Here is an 18,129-nt window from a genome sequence, read left to right as displayed (position 1 = left end):
ATATAGGAGCCTTTTCTCGATAGACCTAGCTTTTATGGTTTATTTTTCAAACATCCTTGGAAGACTTTCTGTATACGGTGCATAAGCAATCCCTTTTTCCGTAACGATCCCTGTGATTAATGAATGGTCGGTAACGTCAAAGGCCGGATTATAGGTTTGAACACCCTCAGGTGCCATGGACTTTTCATACCATTTGCTTGTTATTTCCTCAGAAGGACGCAATTCAATCTGAATATCATCCCCTGTTTTACACTCCAAATCAACCGTTGACAATGGAGCACAAACATAAAACGGAATTTTGTAGTGTTTGGCTAGAATCGCTACACCAGATGTCCCAATTTTATTGGCACTATCGCCATTTTCTGCTACCCTGTCACAGCCAACCAACACTGCCTGAATCTTCCCTTCTTTCATGACAATCGAAGCCATATTATCACAAATTAATGTGACATTCACTCCTGCCTGCTGAAGCTCCCAGGCTGTTAGGCGGGCACCTTGCAATAATGGTCTAGTCTCATCTGCATATACCCTGAAGTTATAGCCCCTTTCCTGCCCTAAATAAATCGGGGCTAATGCTGTTCCATATTTGGCGGTCGCAATCGTTCCTGCATTACAATGAGTAAGAATTCCCCATCCGTGTTCAAGCAAGGATAAGGCATTTTCTCCAATCCTTTCACAGATTTTTTCATCCTCAGCCCGAATCGCATCAGCTTCCTCTTTTAGTGCAGCCTTCACCTCTACTGCACTTTTCCCTGCTTCTTGCTTAAATCGCGCTTCCATCCGATTTAACGCCCAAAACAGATTTACAGCAGTTGGACGTGAAGTGGCCAAATAATCTTTCACTTTCTTAAAATCTTCAAAAAGAGCTTCATAGGTTTCTGCTGTTGATTTTTTTGTCCCTAAATAGACACCATATGCTGCAGCAATCCCAATGGCGGGTGCTCCGCGAACCTTTAATTGATAAATGGCATCCCAAATATCTTCTAATTCCTTTAACGCTAAGAAGCTGGTCTCATTCGGTAAAACCGTTTGATCTAACAATACTAACGTATCATTCTCATCATCTAGTCTTACGGATTGAATGACAGTAACTGGATTTTGCAAATGTATTACGCCTCCTTCACCGATGTTCGTTCAGCACCATGAATGGCATTGATATAATCAGGTCCAGATTTTATTGATTCACGGTTGAGTATTAATTCTTTTCCTACGGTTAAACAGATTTTTTCCGCACGCGTTCTGGATTCTGGATTTTGAATGGAGGTAATATCCTTCACTTTTGCAAGTCCAATAATTCTGCGCAGTAACTCTAGACCTGTGACAGCAGCCGTATCTCTTAAAATTGCCTCTAAATAATATTCCTTAAATCCTTCATAACTCGCCACTCGTTCAGTTGCCTTATCATCCCAAGCATTATTAAATTTATCTGTAAATAGATTAATAACATCTCTAATAGTAGTTACAAGGTAATTTAAATAGTCATTACGTGTTTTCTCATCATCAATCGTAAATTTTCCATTGGCATAGGCAAAAATGAGATTGGCCATGATATTTCCAATATCATAACCAGCCGGCCCATAAAAAGCGAATTCAGGGTCAATCACCTTCGTAGAATCTTTTTTGATAAAAATCGACCCTGTATGGAGGTCACCATGCAGTAATGACTGAGCATTTGTCATAAACTCAAATTTTAATTTTGCACTTTCAAGAACTAATTTCTTATCATTCCAAATATGGTCTTTTACGAATTCCTTCGAGCCTTCAAACACTTCATTACGAGGACAATCATAAAACGGTTCTGTATAGACCAAATCTTCTGTTATTTCACATAGCTCTGGGTTAATGAATTGCTTAACAAGTGCTTTCTTTTCCTTATGTTCTAGTACTACGTCAGACGTACATAATAAGGTATTTACGAGGAATGAGGTAATATGGTCAGCAAAGAGCGGAAATTTCTTATGTTTTAATAGAGCGGTTCTCATTATCTCGTGATCTGATAAATCTTCCATCACACAGCAGTTCATAATCGAATCGTAGTGATATACCTTAGGTACGAACCCTGGAGCTAGTTTATTTTGTACGCCTAGTATTTCACTTTCAATTCGATTGCGGTCGGTCGAAAGTTTAAAATCATCGGAGATCCGAGCAACTGGTCCTGCCTGTTTAATAATAACCGACTTGTTGTTTTTCCCGTCTACAACCTTGAACACATAGTTTAAGTTGCCGTCACCAATTTCTTTGCAGGATAATTCAGCATCTGTTTGGAAAAAATCAATACTTGTTCTTGCGTAATCCACCGCATCCTGTTCCGTCATGGTGAAATATTCAATTGTGAAGTCTTTCATGTGAACCCCTCCAGCAACAATATCCTATAGTATATAGTTATGATTGCTGGAGTATTATCTCAAAAACCCAGAAAATCAAATAATTCGAAAAATTATTTACACAAGAAAAAACAGTGTACCTCCCTCTCAAGCTTTTAGGATTTACACTGTTTTATTTAACTACATGATTCTAATTTAGATGTATCGTCGTTCCTGATTTAATGGATTGATAGCATGCTTCAATGACACGCATATTTTGAATCGCATTCTCACCTGTATAAGAAGGTTCGCCATTTTCTAAAATGGCTTGTGAAATATGCTCAACCTCCGTTTTATAAATATCACAGCTGATTTTTTCTTCTCTTGTTACACCGGCTTTTTGGACAATGACGAGACCTTCTCCCCCATTGTTATCTGGACGAAATGCTCTTGGAACCTTAATCTGACCCTCTGTTCCAATTAATTCATATTCCGCTCTAAAAACCCTATCAAAGCCGCAATCAAAATGGGCATGAACGCCATTATCCATTTTCATATAACCAAATGCGGAGGTATCAACTTGATAGTCTGAATCAATCACAGCGTGAGCTTGGACTTCTACCGGCTCTGCACATAGTATATTTCTAATGGCATGGATGCCATAACATCCTACATCATAGATACTTCCTCCGCCTTTATTTGGATTCATTTTAATGCTGCCTTCTTTTTGGGATAGGAAGTATGAAAAGCTTGCCCGCATGTATTTAACCTCACCAATTTCGCCAGAACGGATAATCTCTCGTACCCTTTCATGCTGAGGGTGAAATTGATACATAAACGCTTCCATAAATTTAACATTTTTCTCTCTGCAGTATTCAACCATTTCATTGGTTTCTTCTGCTGTTAGGGACGCAGGCTTTTCACATAGAATATGCTTGCCGTGTTTTGCTGCCTCAATAGTCCACTTTTTATGTAAATGGTTTGGCAGCGGGATATAGACTGCATCGATCTCCGGATCCTGCAGCAATTCTTCATAACTCGTATATGACTTTGCTATATTCAATTGTTTGGCAACATCCTCTGCTTTTCCACTGCTGGAGGCAATCGCTGCCACCACTGCATTTTCGGCACGATCAAATGCAGGAATTAACGTTTTTTGTGCGATATTTGCCGTGCTTAAAATTCCCCATCTTACTTTTTTCAACCACTTTTCCTCCTTAACAAAAGGGTATTTCCTTTTGCTTTACTTATATCACTAGTCTAACATAGGCCAAATTGTGAGAATATCAATTTTTTATGTATCCAATTTTTCCGACAATGTCCTGACCTTGAGGGCTCTTCATCCATTCCAAGAAAGGTTCTATCTGCGGTTTAGGGTTATCCTTTAACGTAATCGCATAAAGGTTTGCAGTGAAAGGATATTTTCTACTCGCGATATTCTCTGGAGATGGTTCAATTCCATCAATAGCAAGAAGTTTAATATCCGGGTTGTTCCTCATTCCTGTTGCAAAAAATCGGAAGGAAAATCCAATGGAATGATCATAATTTCGATAATCGGCTACTTGCTCGATAATCCCGCCCATCCCTTCAGGAACATCTTCCTTTAAAGGCTCCATTATTGGCGTATTCCCCATTATTTTTTCAAGAAGCGTTTGGCTTCCTGAATTTTTCGGCCGCTGAAAGGCTACGATTCTTTCATTCTTTCCACCAAGCTCCGACCAATTTTTTATTTTTCCAGAATAGATGCCTTTAATCTCTGAAACTTTTAAACCATCTACTTTATTATCGGGATTAACAAAGAAGACAAATGCTTCCTTGCCAATGGGCGTCATGACTAATTCCTTACCCTGTTGTTTGGCCATTTCCTGCTGCTCTTTCGAGGGTTCTGCACCGAAGTAAATATCCACCTCACCTGATAAGAGGCGTTCATAAGAATATATCGTATTGGTAAAGCTGACAATTTCCTCTGCCCGATCCAGCTTTCCAATATCTTCGTAGACTGCATTGGCAAAGGCAGAATAGACTGGGTAGGCTGCTTCTGCCCCGTCCAATATCGGCATTTCACTTGGATTCTTAATGGTAAAGGTTTGCGCTGTTTCAAGCTTTGGCAGGATATGATTTGGATTTGTAACATAATAAGGGAATAAATCAGTTGAAGAGTAGCCGCCCCCATATTCAAAGCCATAGGATGGCAGGACCGTCTTACTCCGGTGCCACTGAACAGCTGAACCTGTACCCATTGCCAGGGCAAAAACAGTTATCAGTGTCAATACCTGCTTCTTGTTAACAGAGGTGCGAATACTTTTTATGAGAAGTGCAATGAAAATAGCAACCACAAATGCTAATTCATATGTTAGTGGCGCCCATAGAAACAATCTACCCTCGCCCATTAGCATCGTCATAAAAAAGATTGGCGCAATTGCAATATGTAGAATTCCGTAGAAAAGCCAGACATCGTCCCCGTAAAACCCGCCGCTGATTAGCATAAAAATTGCCCAAATTACAGCCGTATACGCCAGCGGAAGTAAAAACAGCAGACTAAGCCCTCTTTTATCATCCGATTTGGGCAGTGTCCTGCTGGCAATCCCGCCAGCAATACACCCGCCAATGATAAGCGGCAGGATGGTTGAAATTAAAAAATTATTTGTTGTAATAATCAGTGTGATGAATGAAATAGCAAGTGGAACTACACCAAAATACAAAAACAGTTGAAGCATATTTTTCCCCATAGAATGTCCCTCCTAAAAACTTTTTTAGGTGTATAGTGTAATTTTACACTTTTGACCATTATTTTACAATAGGCTTATTTTATGTATCCATCTTTTGTAAAAAGCAGGATTTTTATAGGAAAGATAGAATAATTAATTTCTAATCTTATATTGGGAGGAAGAGCTTAATGGCGTTTGAGAGTAATCTATCTACAAAAATAAGGCTTCGAAATCTTCAGTTACCGGAAGATTACCAGCATATAGCCACATTGTTTAACTCTATTGAACCCGGTTCTGCAACCGTTGAGGCTCTTGAGGATGAAGATCGCCATATTCCTCAAACATCTACACTCACATTAAATGATAATGGTCTTCTAACTGGTTTTGGGAGGTTAAGAGTTTTAGCAGAAAACACAGAAGGTCAGGTAATTGGCTATGGTACCTCATGGCGGGCTCCTTGGAGTGACCCTGGAGAGCTGGCAAGTACTTTTTGCGTTCATCCCTCTTACCAAAGACAAGGTGTTGGAGAACTTATTCTTTCTTATCTCGAAAATTGGGCAGCAAGTCAGAACGCATCCGTTATATTTTCAGAAGTAAAGGATTGGGTCCCTGGCTCTCTACCTTTTGCAGAGAAACATGGTTTTGTACTGGAGGCACATATTTTTGAATTAAGGTTAAACTTGAAACAACTAGATTTGACGAAATTAGCAGATCCCATACATAGATTAAAAGATACTGGTTATTACTTTGTTACCTTAGCTGATATAGCTGGTGAGGTGTCAGAAAAGAAATTATATGATTTATATGTAGAGACATCAAAAGACAACCCAGGACAATCCGGAAACCTTCCTGCATTTCCTCAATGGCGTAAGGAGGCACTTCCTGAAGACTGTTCGCAGGAAAAATGGGTATTTATCGCTCTTGATGAAGATGATTTCGTAGGTGTGTCCACCCTTTTTAGAACGGAAGAGACTGGGGTAATGCACACGGATTATACAGGAGTGAAACAAGGCTATCGCGGCCAAGGAGTTGCCAAAGCTCTAAAACTTCTTTCCATTCATGCAGCAATAAATGAAGGGGCTCATACGATGATGACGGAGACAGAAGCAGGCAATGAGGCTATGCAGAAGCTTAATAGAGGTTTAGGCTATTTGCCTGGTAAAGGTCATTACCGTATTTGCAAACCAATATTATAGGAGGATTGATGCATGGAAAAGTTGCAATTTCCTGAATTATTAGATGAGGTCAAATGGTCAGGAAGAGAAGAAAACATTGTCCAGCGTCATTTCGAGGTGCTGTAAGGATTGCTGTAAGGAAGAAAACTTATCTTAGCAGGCAGAACTTTGAACATGGATCCGTCAGGAATGGGCATTGTTATCCTTGAAGTAAGTACATTCCTTCACATTTTTTTACAATAAAAAAGGCTGCCTTCGCAGCTCTAATATATATGACCATTCTTTTCACTTTCGTGATATTTAATCATAAAATGTTCAGAGAATAGTTCATGAATCCTTAGACAGGTTCCTAGAATGAAATAGATGAACCATCATTGGCTATTGTTTGCTGAAGATGGATTTTCGATTTGACCTTGATCACTTATATCGGGATCTTGGGTCACCGTAATAATCAGGGAATTTGTTGGTGAAAAGTCTCCCATTGAAAAATTAGCACCATATAATTTTATGTTTGAAGTATGGCTATTTTGGACTGTACTTCCTATATTAATGTTTGCATTCTGTGCCATCCCGTTTACGTGCAGGTTGAAAATTTTAATTTGATTAGACATAAGATCCTCCAGTTAAAAGAACATTTTGAATTTAATATACAATATGTTGAACAAGCATAATAAGAAATGGACAAACATGGAATTCAGAATATATAGTTTTTATCCTAGCTTTCTGAAAAGTGCAATGTATAAGTATATTTCAACAAAACTGTTCGTTAGCTTGTGAATTACCTCACAATATCATTAAAAGGTGATGCTAATTCCTTACATATAAACTTATAAGTTAGGTTAAGCTTAATTATGGGAACTAACGCAAGACGAACAAGTAGGTCCAAGTTTCTGCTCCCACCGACTAAGATGAGTTTACACAATGCACGAAAAGAATAAAAATAGTCGAGGTTCCTATGGAATTACAGAGAAACAAATTTTTTAATGAAAATTTATCTATCCTAGCTTGGAAATTATCTATAGGCTCTATTTTATCTTGGGAATTATCCGAACTTTTAGGTTCCGACCATCCTTATTTATCTCCGCTTTCTGTGATCCTAACTATTCAATCTACAATGGATAAAACTGTTAGCCTTTCGATAAAACGTATGATTGGAACGATTATCGGAATATTGGTTACAGTTTTGATTGCTGGACACTTAAACATTAACGGTTGGAATTTGGGGATTTTAATTCTTTTAGGTTGTTACATCTCCATTTATCTTAAATTGGAAAAAAAAGTCCTTCATCAGGTTTCAATTACAATACTATTTGTTTTTGCTTTTGAACACCAAACAAAGCATTATGCCACAGACAGGTTGAGAGACACACTAGTCGGTGTATTGGTTGCTGGAATCATTCAATTAGTTTGGTCCCGGATCATTTTACGAAAAACTTGAACTCACTATGGTTACGATTGATCGCTATTTGCGTCAAAGGTGCATAAAGATTTTCAGCAGCGTTCGGCTTATTTTCATCTGCTTTAATCATATTCCATAGTTGATCTCATAAAAGTTAGTGAAATAGCCCTTCCCACCTTAATTTCTCAGCATATTTTATAGGGAATAAGTATATAAAGGAGGGCTAACAAATGTTTGGATACGGCGGATATGGTGGTTGTGGTGGCTACGGCTACGGAGGCGTTGGTTTCGGCGGCGGTTTTGCATTAATCGTTGTATTGTTTATCTTGTTAATCATCGTTGGAGCAGTAATCTGTTTCTAAGTAAAAACAATTACACTTTTCTAAAAATACAAAAAAGCCCTTGTGAGGGCTTTTTTGTATTTGAGAATACCTATTTAAGGTGTATGTGTAATGTAGGATAAGGGAATATGGTGCTTCGGCTGCACTATCATATGCATCCGTTTATGTGACTAATCAATAGGTTAAGCCCTAATTGAGTGTCAAATTCATATACAATTCGGCACTCTTTTAAATTACATCTCTAATGGTTGCGATAGGCAGCGGATCCCGTTAGGCTGAGCATAGTATTTTTTAGATTACAGGGTAATAAGGTTCATATCTTGAATTTGTATAATACGGCGGTCTCGGACCTATTTTTGGCATTTTCCAAGTTGTTGGATTGGAGTTATAGAGAATCTCTTCCTTGTCTTTTGAATGATTAATTAACAACAGCTTTACTTCCCGATTTAACCTATAATAGTACAAGCACATTACCTCCTTAAGGGTTACCCTTCACACTATTCATTCCACTAAAGCAATGTGAAAGACCATGCACGGTATTCGCCCATGTATCATATCTTAAACCCAAAATGGTTTTTCAAGGAGGGTTACATGTGTCACAAGATGATCAAAATTATCCTATGTATCCCCATTACGGAAAAATAACACGCTATGAAGATATACCTCTTACGGTTCCGGAACAGCGCCAGCACCGCCAGCCTGGAGTAGAAAAGTTGATGGTTCCAAGACCTATCATTGAAAATCCGAACTACAAAGGAAGCGGAAAACTGGCAGGAAAGACTGCACTCATCACTGGTGGTGACAGCGGAATAGGAGCAGCTGCAGCGATTGCTTTCGCAAAAGAAGGTGCCGACGTTGCTATCTCTTATCTGGATGAGCATGAAGATGCAAATCGAACAAAGACTCGGATTGAAGAGCTTGGGCAGCGGTGCTTGTTATTGCCTGGCGACTTACGAGAAAAACAGCAATGTATTGATATCGTAGAAAAAACGGTTCAAGCCTTTGGAAAGCTAGATATTCTATGCAACCATGTTGGAATCCAGTTTCAGCAGCTAAGCCTCCTAGATATTACCGATGAACAGTTTGATACTACTTTTAAAGTCAATATTTATTCCCATTTTTACACCACCCGGGCAGCTCTAAAACACTTAAAAGCTGGCAGCTCTATTATCAATACCGCTTCGGTGGTTGCTTTTTACGGAAATGAACAATTGATCGATTATTCAGCAACAAAGGCGGCAAACATTGGTTTCACACGTGCACTGGCGAACAATTTAGTCGATAAAGGCATTCGTGTTAACGCCGTTGCTCCTGGTCGAGTATGGACCCCGCTCATTCCCTCCAGCTTCTCTGCAGACCAAATTCCTCTAGCAGGGAATCCCATGCAGCGTCAGGGTCAGCCTTTTGAACTTGCCCCAGCCTATGTTTATCTTGCGTCGGATGATTCCCGATTCATGACCGGGCAAACCATTCATGTTAACGGCGGACAGATTACATCGTCTTAAAAAACTTTCATACTGCTTTATTGGAAAGTGGATGAAGGACAAATCACAAGAGCTTCCGATGAGTTTTGTCCTTCATAAGGTCGATGAAGGACAAATCACAAGAGCTTCCGATGAGTTTTGTCCTTCATGAGGTGGATGAAGGACAAATCACGAGAGCTTCCGATGAGTTTTGTCCTTCATAAGGTCGATGAAGGACAAATCACGAGAGCTTCCGATGAGTTTTGTCCTTCATAAGGTCGATGAAGGACAAATCACGAGATCTATTAATGAGTTTTGTCCTTCATAAAAATCTTCATGAAAATCAACTCATCTCATAGCAAAAAAAGCGTTAAACCCAAAATCAAGGGTTTAACGCTTTTTCGTACGATTAATAAGTTAGTCCATAGTTAAGTGTATAGACATTTCCATCGCTATCTTTATATGCATAGGAAGTTCCTTCAGGCATATACTTGTCTTTGTCATAGCCTGGGACATCGTTTCTTGAGAAACAGTCTCCATTTTCATCAACCGCAATGACTGCTTCACTTGCTGGCAATGTCATCGGCAGGACACCTGATGGTTTGAACTGGCCTGCAATGACTTCAAATTGCGGCTTAAAGAAAGTATCGTATCCAGCTACTAACGCGTCAGCTAATGGTTCCACATTTCCAAGAATCCATGGCAATGTGATATTCACACTCATAATGACTTTCCCGTCACGATTATGGATATGATCACAAACTTCCTTTAAATGATCCAAACGGCTCAACGTTGTTTCTTGATACTCAGAACCATCTAAAGCTTTTAGTGTTTTATCCTCAACCATTTCAAGTTCTAACAGTCCAGGTGTTGCCTGGAAATAGTTTCCGGATTTTGGCTGTAACATCAATACCGCAACATCCGCTTCCTCATGATTTTCAGTCAACGCAGCTATTCCAATTTCCTTCCATTCTTTCCTTGCTTGTTCCGTGTAAGTATCAGCAAGTTTTGGATCCTTATGGAAAACTTCAACATAAACCTTCTTATTGTTTAGCTTTTCTGCTGTTAAAGGTAATGTTTGATTTGAATTCTTAAGAACAGTTACTGATTTTAGATGTGCTTGATAAGCAGCTTCCCAGTGAGCCGGCGTGCTAACTACTTGGGTAGCTTGTTCTGGTGAAACATACGTACGATCATCGAATAATCCTAATGTAAACATTTCCTCTAGTAAACGTACATTGGCTTCGTTAATACGCTTTTCACTGATCCAGCCATTTTCGATTGCTTTTTTAAGATTTTCAATATCATTTGTATCGGCAACAAGGTCTGTACCAGCATTAACTGCTTTTGCGAAACGTTCCGCCTCAGTTTTCGTTTCTTGGCCCCATGCCATTTTATTAACAATTCCACTGTCACTATTTACATAGCCTTTGAATCCTAGTTTATCTCTAAGGATAGTTTGTAAGAAATAATGATTAAACGTAAATCCAACTTCTTCAAATGGAATATCCTCACCCTCGAATTCTTGCACCGTGCTCTTATTAATACGTGGGATTGAATAATATGGCATAATTGAAGAAGTTCCGTGTTCAACCGCTGCTCTAAATGGCGGTAAGTGATATTTTTCTAAGCTTCCAGGGGTTGGATATAGGTTCCATTTTCCTTCTTCATAGTGTGGATCGAATCCATTTTCCCTTGCACCGCCGCCAGGAAAATGCTTAGTTGTCATAGCAATGCTATTCTTTCCTAACTCTTTTCCCTGGAATTCGTCAATGATACGGCCAATTGCATCTGAAATAAACTCTGGATCTTCCCCAAATGTACCATATGTACGCTGCCATCTAGGATCTGTAGCAGTATCCGCCATGTACATATAGCCTTTTCTGATTCCAGTCGCATCCCACTCGTCATGTGCAATTTTTGCAAATTGACTAATTAATGAGGCGTCGCCGCCATTTTTGATATCGCCTTTCGCTGCAGCAGCAAGTCCTAAAGTACCTGGCCATGTAGAGAAAATACCCACCGCATCGTTCATACCGAAAATGGATTCACCATTTTCATTTCGTGAATTAGATGCCATTAAACAAGGAATCCCAAGACGTGTTTCCTCACATAATTCATTCATCTTATTGATCCACTCTGCCATTTGGGCAGGGCTATGATTGTCTCTATGAATGAAGTGACGTAAATGCATATTTTCAATCGTATGGGTCGTTCCATAGATTTTTGAAGTTGCAAAAATGTTTTCACCTTTTTCAACGATTGCTTCATCTAGAAGACCATCATGACTTGTCTTGCTCTTATCTTCTTGGGAAAGGCCCATTTTACGGGTATTGATCAGCATCATGCCGACTTTTTCATCAAGGTTCATTAAGGAAACAAGGTTTTCTGCCCGTTCTTTTGGACTTAATCGCCAATCTTTATAAGGTTCTAATTTCCCGCTATTATTTAAATCTTTAAACTTTAATCCATCTACTTCAATGATCTTTTTGACTCTGACTTCTAAATTCGGTTGTTGTTGGTTATTTTCCAAATCAAGGCCTCCTAAACTTAATCAGTCCACTTAAATAGATTGTCCTGAATGTTTATTACAGATTCATATTAACAATTTGAATCCGGTTCCACACCCAATAATGAAAACTTTTATATAAAATTGCACACTTCTCCCAATAATTTTTTAAAAAAATAGGTACAAATTCATTGTCTTTTATACAAATTTATTGAGAATTTAGATTGAGTTTTCTTGTTCCATCATTGGCGCCAGCAACTTCGGACATCCTCTAGCAAATTTGCGCTGACCTTGTCCGAAGTACTGCCATCTTCGGACATACTCTAGCAATTTTACGTTGACCTTGTCCGAAGTCCTGTCATCTTCGGACATCCTCTAGCAAATTCGCGCTGACCTTGTCCGAAGTCCCGCCATCTTCGGACATTCATCAGCAAATTCACACTGACCTTGTCCGAAGTCCTGCCATCTTCGGACATCATAAAGCAGTTTCATGCTTTCCTTGTCTAATCACCTCTTAAAAATAACAAGGAGGCCATGACAATGCCCATGTGCCTCTTTTATTGTTTGATTCCCTTATACTCTGTAGCTGTTATTCCTTTTACATCTTTAAATATTTTACAAAAATAATTATAGCTGCTGAACCCCACTTGTATTCCTATATCCGTTATGGATAACCGCCCTTGTTCAAGAAGAAAAACAGCCTCCTCGATTCGTTTTTTATGGATATAATCAATTACACTTATCTGCATTTCTTCTTTAAATTTCCGAGCGAGATAGTTCCGGCTAAATCCAATTTTATCTGCTATCGATTGCACTGTTATGGGTTCCTTAAAATAAAGGTTTATTTCCATTAATGCTTCCCTGACAACGGGACTATGGCCTTTAACGGTAAAATTCTGAACCGCTTCGCAATACTCTTCGATCATATTGAATTCAATCGCGTCTAATTCCGACATTGCCACTGCAGCTTCGATCCTAAGGGCAAATTTTTCCGAAATTGCATGTAAATATTGTGGTTCCACCCCTCCCCTACCCGCTGCCAGCCTGGACATTGTGTTACTTGAAAAAGAAAGGTTCTTTTTTGCGCGTAAAGGATTGCCTGGAACTCGATATGAAAAGTCACCGGCAAATTCAAGGAATGCTTTGAAGGCATTTTCCTTATCTCCTATTTCAATAAAATGCAAAAAAATTCTTTCTGCTTCATATCTTAATTTCACATCCATACCGCTTTGAGAATAGTCCTGCGGCTGTACAACCGGCTGAGATGGTGCGTTTTCACCTTTCACCGTCATCAATTTAGAGTCAACACGCGGGTTCACAACGATATTTACTAACAATTCACTAATGGCTAAGTACGATTGCCCCAAATAGGCTAATGATTTATAAAACTTCTCCAAAGGATTAAACCAATTATGATCTAATCGATTGTGCTTCAAAATATTCCATAAGAATAAGTCCGTGACCCGCTCATTCAGGAAAGGTCCAACCAAAACCATTCCTTGAAATTGGTCATTCTCATGCAAGGCAACTGCCAGATACGATAGTTGGAAAGAGTCTGTATGAAAACAAAAGCTATTTTTATTTGCCTCTCCTAATGCTTTTTGAAGATCGGAATAGATTGCTTTTCTAGCTTCTACTAAAATAAGAGGTTCACTATCATTTGATAGGTGATAAATCGTTTGAAATTGTTTATCTACTACTTGAACATCTATATTAAAAGCATTCTTAATAAGCCGGCATTTACTTAACAGTTCATCCACTTTCATCATCCTTTTAAAATAAAACAAAAAGCAGTGAAAACCACTGCCCTTGTTGTTTTATTTTATTTTACCTTAACGGAACGTTGACGACATACCATTTAGGGTTTTAACATATTGAAAAAGCAGCCCCAGTAATCCCCCAACGACACTTGGCAGCAGCCATCCTAGTCCATTCGAGTAAAGCGGAATAAAAGCTAAAGCAGAAGAAATAGCAGAAATCTCAAAGCCAGCTGCGGTTAAGCCATCATACACACTAACCAGTCCTGCACCAACAATGGCGCCCACATAGATTGCTCTCGTCATTGGCAGATAGGAGTGTAATAAAGATAATAGGATTAGGACAATCGCAATCGGATAAATCATGATGAGCAGCGGAATAGAAACGGAAATTAATTGACTTAAACCTAGATTTGCCATCGTAAAACTAAAGAAACAGAGAATCGTAACGGCAACAGGATAGGAAAGTTTTTTAAACCGATGACTTAAATATTCACTGCAAGCAGCCACCAAACCAATGGAGGTTGTTAAACAGGCCCCAGTAATAACTCCTGCCAGTAAAACGGACCCAAAAGAACCAAATAGCAGCGACGTTACCGATGAGAGAATGGCTCCGCCGTTGTCCTGAATTCCAATTGCGTCTGTACTGGTTGCCCCAATATAAGATAATGAGATATAGACAAAAGATAGTCCCAACCCAGCAATGATTCCTGCTTTAATGGTATAAGAGCGAATAAACGGTGCTGTTTTAAACCCCATTTCTTTTACTCGGTTAATGACAACTACTCCAAATACAAGAGCAGCGATGGCGTCCATAGTCAGGTACCCTTCAACAAACCCTCCAAAAAACGCTCCCTCTTTGTATTTCCCTGCTGCCTCACCAATCGGTCCAATCGGTGAAGCAAATCCTCTGATTGAAATAATAATAATTAATAGTAAAAGAAGCGGAGTAAGAACTTTCCCTACACGATCCACTAGCTTTGCTGGATTAAGCGCAATCCAAAAGGTTATCAAAAAGAATATGAGTGTGGATATAAATAAGCCGAAACTGCTGTCATTTGGTAAGAATGGAGCTACCCCAATCTCATAGGTGACTGTTCCGGTTCGAGGTATTCCGAAAAACGGCCCAATCGTTAAATAAATAATAACTGGAAAAACCTTCGCGAATGCGGGATGTACTCTGTTGGATAAGTCATCCAAGTCCCCGCCCGATCTTGCTATCGTGAACACAGCCAATACAGGCAGTCCTACACCAGTTACTAAGAATCCAATAATCGCTGACAAAAGGGAGTCACCAGCTTGCTGTCCCAGTAATGGCGGGAAAATGATATTTCCTGCTCCTAAAAAGAGTGCGAACATAAAAAAGCCTAATGCGATTACTTCTTTAAATGGTAATTTCCGTTCCATGAAAACCCTCCGGTGATTATATAAAAAGGAAAACCTCAATTTCCTAATTTAAATAATAATTTATTTAAACAAAAAAGCCTTAATTCAATAAATTGTTACAATATTAACTATATTAATATACAGAATATCATGCTGAACTGCAAAGAATTTTTAATCGATAATTACAACTAGCCTGTCAAGAATTTTTTTTGGATAAAACAATGGTAAAAAAATTGTTTATAATTTTCGGTTTAGTCATAACCTATGTTCGAATCTTATATGCAAAAGTTGGAGGTGTGATGATGTCAGAATTAGAACCATTGGAATATCAAACTGGTGCACCTATTCTTGATTATGATATTATTGAAATTAAAAACACAGTGAATGGATTTGAGGTCCTTCTTGATATCAATTTGGACAGCGGGTATTCATTATCTAGAACAACTTTAGAAATTACACATGAGGATTTACAAGGTTATGATACAAATGAAATTGAAGAAGGCATTAAATATGCATTGGGCTTTTTCGGAAACGAGATTCAATAACTTTTCTCTTAAAATCACCCGCAGCCTAATCTTCAATTATGATGGAGTGATTATATGCCGAAAGCAAAAGCAAAGAGTGGAGTAGGAAGAGGAACAGGTAAGAAGGGATGGAATCGTTGGCAGGCTGGTGCTAAAAAAGCAAAAAATGCTAAACCTTATGTTAGCAAAGGCGTTAAAAGAGCAAAGTCTGAACAACCAAGCGGAGACACACCTGGTACCACCGAGACCTAATTGTATTAAATATGGTTTAAACAAACGTTTGATTAGTTTACCACCCAGTCTAATCAAACGTTTGATTCGTTTTTTATCACAGTTTTAGTGTATAGTTTTGATTCTTTATTTCATTGTCTGTAAAGACACGTTCCGCATAGACCATTTCTGTTTCAGACTGCAATAAAAGTGTTGAACTCCTTGTCCCATAGTTCTTACTCTTGATAAACATCGGGGAAAGCATTCTTTCCCATTCTATCGAAACGCCTGTTTTCGGCAGCCGTTCATCGGGCGCCAGCTCTGATTTTTGAAGGAGTGTAAACAGTGGTTCTAGCAAATCTTCATTATCATTACTTAGGATTGTACTTAGTCCATCCTTGCCTGATTGCACTTTTGGCCAATCGGTATTCAATAAATGATTGCTGACTCCATAAATCCCTGGGGTTAATTTTTTTAATTCACGTCCAACGTTTGAATAATAAAACAGCTCATCCCCATCCCCGGCCAGCAAATTGTATCCAGGATACCAGTCATTCTCTCCAGCTAACCCCTGCATATAATCCTTTATATCTCCTTTAAACTGAAGTGCATTTGCTACAAGTTCCCCACGGGAACGTTTTCCCTCGGTAACTTCATTCGGATCTCGATAATTCGTTAACGCCGCAAATCTACCGCTTCTTGTAACTCCCATCCATGTCCCCATTTTTTCTAGATCACGCCCTGCCAGTATCTCAGGAGCATCCTCCCAAAAGTGTGCAGGAGTAGTCGGTCTCAGGTAAAATTCATCGCGATTCGCTGCAACCATTAACTTATATTTGGGATTTACCTTGTATGCAAATAGTATTAAACACATGACATTCACTACCTTCTAAAAAATTGTAGGCACATATTAAACACCTATTGTCTTGGAAAAAAAGCGATAGGTTGTTGTAGAACGGTATACTTCATCTGGGTTTAACAAGGTGGCAGGAAAATGGGGTTGGTTAAAGTCGATAGGAAGCCCTTGCGTCTCAAGGCACACGCCTAAGTAGTTCCTGGCTCGGACACCAGATATAGAATAAAGACCTTCAAGATGATTAGCTGTATAAAGGACCACACATGGCTGGTCTGTTGTCATTAGCAGCGTCCTTCCACTTTCTTTGTCCGTTAACACCACTGTATTTTCACCTTTTTTTGAAAAAACCAGATGATGGTCGTAACCATTGCCAGCGAGTACATTTTGTGGATGAGAGGATTTCATTCCTGATTTTAACAAACGTCCATGCTTAAAATCAAAAGGGGTATTCGCAGCCTCTAGCAATCTTCCAGTAGGAATTAAATCTGAGTCCAGCTCTAAAAAACGATCACCGTCCAATTGAAGGACATGCTCGGAACAATCTCTTTTTAGATTACCGCTTAAATTAAAATAAGAATGATTGGTTAAATTGACGATTGTTTTTTGATCTGTACGGGCTTCATAGGTAATGCTGAGCTCATTCTGATTATTTAATAGGTAAATAATCGTCGTGTCTAAATTTCCTGGATAGCCTTCTTCGCCATCCTTGCTGCGATAGAAAAATTTTAAACCAACAGCACTCTCCGTCTCAATCGGTTCCGACTTCCATATGACGGAATGAAAGCCCTTCTTTCCGCCATGTAGATGGTTGGGCTCTTCATTAGCTGTCAGTTGGAGGGATTCTCCATCTAACGTAAACTCTGCATTACGAATCCTGCCAGCTGCTCGCCCGACAACACATCCAAAATACGGGGACAAATCTAGATAATCAAAGAATTGATCAAATCCAAGCACGACATTTTCAATGTTTCCACAGCGATCAGGAACTAATATTTTCGTGATGGTACAACCGTAATTCAAACAAGAAACACTCATTCCTGAATCGTTAACAAGGGTATACTCCATCACTGGCTCATCGTTCGTATGACCAAATAATGTATCTGTCATTTTCATCTATTTCACTCCATTATCACTCACTTAGGTAACCTTTCTGTTATTCATAGCCCATCCTTCGTCTGTCGTTGTACCTTTTCCTTCATTTTAAATGATTCTGAAAATTGCATCCATTTTTTACTATACTTTTACTAAAATAGCGGTAAACAGCAGTGTATACTGCATTTCCCCAAATCTCTTTTTCAACCGGCTTTCGGTCACTCCAGCACCTCTGCATTTACCCAACTTTCTCTTTCTACCAGCTTTCGGTCACTCCAGCACCTCTGCATTTACCCAACTCTCTCTTTCTACCGGCTTTCGGTCACTCCAGCACCTCTGCATTTACCCAACTCTCTCTTTCTACCAGCTTTCGGTCACTCCAAAGTTTCCTTTATATTACCCATCG

At 39.1% G+C, this 18,129-nt stretch carries 17 protein-coding genes; 6 read left to right on the top strand and 11 right to left on the bottom strand.

What is annotated here, in order from left to right:
• Positions 1-39 precede the first annotated feature (39 nt).
• The 4 genes from mtnA to AC2TFD_RS03355 form a co-directional block, all read right to left on the bottom strand.
• Positions 40-1,104, bottom strand: coding sequence for an S-methyl-5-thioribose-1-phosphate isomerase (mtnA, locus tag AC2TFD_RS03370; RefSeq protein ID WP_335512672.1), 1,065 nt, complete (start codon positions 1,102-1,104; stop codon positions 40-42).
• Between the two features lie 5 nt (positions 1,105-1,109).
• Positions 1,110-2,345 carry an S-methyl-5-thioribose kinase gene (gene mtnK / locus AC2TFD_RS03365; protein ID WP_335512674.1) on the bottom strand — a complete coding sequence of 412 codons (1,236 nt, stop codon included), beginning with the start codon at positions 2,343-2,345 and terminating at the stop codon, positions 1,110-1,112.
• Between the two features lie 169 nt (positions 2,346-2,514).
• The gene (locus tag AC2TFD_RS03360; RefSeq protein ID WP_335512675.1) at positions 2,515-3,507 is read right to left on the bottom strand and encodes a Gfo/Idh/MocA family protein; all 993 of its coding nucleotides are present in this window, start codon (positions 3,505-3,507) and stop codon (positions 2,515-2,517) included.
• An 82-nt stretch (positions 3,508-3,589) separates the two neighbouring features.
• Positions 3,590-5,032 carry a PstS family phosphate ABC transporter substrate-binding protein gene (locus AC2TFD_RS03355; protein ID WP_335512678.1) on the bottom strand — a complete coding sequence of 481 codons (1,443 nt, stop codon included), beginning with the start codon at positions 5,030-5,032 and terminating at the stop codon, positions 3,590-3,592.
• Positions 5,033-5,199: 167 nt separating this feature from the next.
• Here AC2TFD_RS03355 and AC2TFD_RS03350 point away from each other — a divergent pair, with 167 nt between their 5' ends.
• Entirely contained in the window at positions 5,200-6,207 is a 1,008-nt protein-coding gene (locus AC2TFD_RS03350; RefSeq protein WP_335512680.1) for a GNAT family N-acetyltransferase, read from the top strand.
• Positions 6,208-6,557: 350 nt separating this feature from the next.
• On the opposite strand, the gene AC2TFD_RS03345 is transcribed toward AC2TFD_RS03350, so the two are convergent.
• A complete protein-coding gene (locus AC2TFD_RS03345; RefSeq protein ID WP_335512682.1) occupies positions 6,558-6,797 on the bottom strand; it encodes a spore germination protein in 240 nt (79 codons plus the stop codon).
• Positions 6,798-7,141: 344 nt separating this feature from the next.
• On the opposite strand from AC2TFD_RS03345, the gene AC2TFD_RS03340 reads away from it, so the two are divergent.
• Both AC2TFD_RS03340 and AC2TFD_RS03335 read left to right on the top strand, forming a co-directional pair.
• The gene (locus AC2TFD_RS03340) at positions 7,142-7,624 is read left to right on the top strand and encodes an FUSC family protein (RefSeq protein WP_335512684.1); all 483 of its coding nucleotides are present in this window, start codon (positions 7,142-7,144) and stop codon (positions 7,622-7,624) included.
• Positions 7,625-7,815: 191 nt separating this feature from the next.
• The gene (locus AC2TFD_RS03335; RefSeq protein ID WP_335512686.1) at positions 7,816-7,947 is read left to right on the top strand and encodes a YjcZ family sporulation protein; all 132 of its coding nucleotides are present in this window, start codon (positions 7,816-7,818) and stop codon (positions 7,945-7,947) included.
• A gap of 270 nt (positions 7,948-8,217) precedes the next feature.
• On the opposite strand, the gene AC2TFD_RS03330 is transcribed toward AC2TFD_RS03335, so the two are convergent.
• Positions 8,218-8,397 (bottom strand): hypothetical protein, encoded by a 180-nt coding sequence (locus AC2TFD_RS03330; protein WP_484674972.1) that lies wholly within the window; start codon positions 8,395-8,397, stop codon positions 8,218-8,220.
• Positions 8,398-8,495: 98 nt separating this feature from the next.
• On the opposite strand from AC2TFD_RS03330, the gene AC2TFD_RS03325 reads away from it, so the two are divergent.
• Positions 8,496-9,431, top strand: a complete 936-nt coding sequence (locus AC2TFD_RS03325) for an SDR family oxidoreductase (protein WP_335512690.1) — start codon at positions 8,496-8,498, stop codon at positions 9,429-9,431.
• Positions 9,432-9,798: 367 nt separating this feature from the next.
• On the opposite strand, the gene AC2TFD_RS03320 is transcribed toward AC2TFD_RS03325, so the two are convergent.
• The 3 genes from AC2TFD_RS03320 to brnQ form a co-directional block, all read right to left on the bottom strand.
• Positions 9,799-11,922: a glycoside hydrolase family 3 protein gene (locus AC2TFD_RS03320; RefSeq protein WP_484674971.1), complete on the bottom strand. Its 2,124-nt coding sequence runs from the start codon at positions 11,920-11,922 to the stop codon at positions 9,799-9,801.
• A 533-nt stretch (positions 11,923-12,455) separates the two neighbouring features.
• A complete protein-coding gene (locus AC2TFD_RS03315) occupies positions 12,456-13,658 on the bottom strand; it encodes a helix-turn-helix transcriptional regulator (RefSeq protein ID WP_335567381.1) in 1,203 nt (400 codons plus the stop codon).
• 72 nt (positions 13,659-13,730) lie between these two features.
• A complete protein-coding gene (gene brnQ, locus AC2TFD_RS03310; protein ID WP_484674970.1) occupies positions 13,731-15,062 on the bottom strand; it encodes a branched-chain amino acid transport system II carrier protein in 1,332 nt (443 codons plus the stop codon).
• Positions 15,063-15,343: 281 nt separating this feature from the next.
• Between brnQ and AC2TFD_RS03305 the strand changes: the two genes are divergently transcribed.
• Positions 15,344-15,586, top strand: a complete 243-nt coding sequence (locus tag AC2TFD_RS03305; RefSeq protein ID WP_335512700.1) for a hypothetical protein — start codon at positions 15,344-15,346, stop codon at positions 15,584-15,586.
• 54 nt (positions 15,587-15,640) lie between these two features.
• Positions 15,641-15,817, top strand: coding sequence for a DUF3934 domain-containing protein (locus AC2TFD_RS03300; protein WP_335512702.1), 177 nt, complete (start codon positions 15,641-15,643; stop codon positions 15,815-15,817).
• A 76-nt stretch (positions 15,818-15,893) separates the two neighbouring features.
• Here AC2TFD_RS03300 and AC2TFD_RS03295 read toward each other — a convergent pair whose 3' ends face one another.
• A complete protein-coding gene (locus AC2TFD_RS03295; protein ID WP_335512704.1) occupies positions 15,894-16,649 on the bottom strand; it encodes an NRDE family protein in 756 nt (251 codons plus the stop codon).
• Between the two features lie 36 nt (positions 16,650-16,685).
• Complete coding sequence (locus AC2TFD_RS03290) at positions 16,686-17,744, bottom strand: aldose epimerase family protein (protein WP_335567379.1); 1,059 nt, start codon at positions 17,742-17,744, stop codon at positions 16,686-16,688.
• Positions 17,745-18,129 lie beyond the last annotated feature (385 nt).

This window comes from Neobacillus sp. plas4 (genome assembly GCF_057221695.1).
Note: the sequence above shows the minus strand (reverse complement) of the source record. Positions and strands in the feature narration are given on the sequence as shown.

Coding starts and splice junctions, on each gene's coding strand:
- AC2TFD_RS03350 (WP_335512680.1), top strand. CDS start 5,200: ATGGCGTTTGAGAGTAATCTATCTACAAAAATAAGGCTTCGAAATCTT.
- AC2TFD_RS03300 (WP_335512702.1), top strand. CDS start 15,641: ATGCCGAAAGCAAAAGCAAAGAGTGGAGTAGGAAGAGGAACAGGTAAG.
- AC2TFD_RS03335 (WP_335512686.1), top strand. CDS start 7,816: ATGTTTGGATACGGCGGATATGGTGGTTGTGGTGGCTACGGCTACGGA.
- AC2TFD_RS03295 (WP_335512704.1), bottom strand. CDS start 16,649: ATGTGTTTAATACTATTTGCATACAAGGTAAATCCCAAATATAAGTTA.
- mtnK (WP_335512674.1), bottom strand. CDS start 2,345: ATGAAAGACTTCACAATTGAATATTTCACCATGACGGAACAGGATGCG.
- AC2TFD_RS03345 (WP_335512682.1), bottom strand. CDS start 6,797: ATGTCTAATCAAATTAAAATTTTCAACCTGCACGTAAACGGGATGGCA.
- AC2TFD_RS03355 (WP_335512678.1), bottom strand. CDS start 5,032: ATGGGGAAAAATATGCTTCAACTGTTTTTGTATTTTGGTGTAGTTCCA.
- AC2TFD_RS03290 (WP_335567379.1), bottom strand. CDS start 17,744: ATGAAAATGACAGATACATTATTTGGTCATACGAACGATGAGCCAGTG.
- AC2TFD_RS03325 (WP_335512690.1), top strand. CDS start 8,496: ATGGTTTTTCAAGGAGGGTTACATGTGTCACAAGATGATCAAAATTAT.
- brnQ (WP_484674970.1), bottom strand. CDS start 15,062: ATGGAACGGAAATTACCATTTAAAGAAGTAATCGCATTAGGCTTTTTT.
- AC2TFD_RS03305 (WP_335512700.1), top strand. CDS start 15,344: ATGTCAGAATTAGAACCATTGGAATATCAAACTGGTGCACCTATTCTT.
- AC2TFD_RS03330 (WP_484674972.1), bottom strand. CDS start 8,397: ATGTGCTTGTACTATTATAGGTTAAATCGGGAAGTAAAGCTGTTGTTA.
- AC2TFD_RS03340 (WP_335512684.1), top strand. CDS start 7,142: ATGGAATTACAGAGAAACAAATTTTTTAATGAAAATTTATCTATCCTA.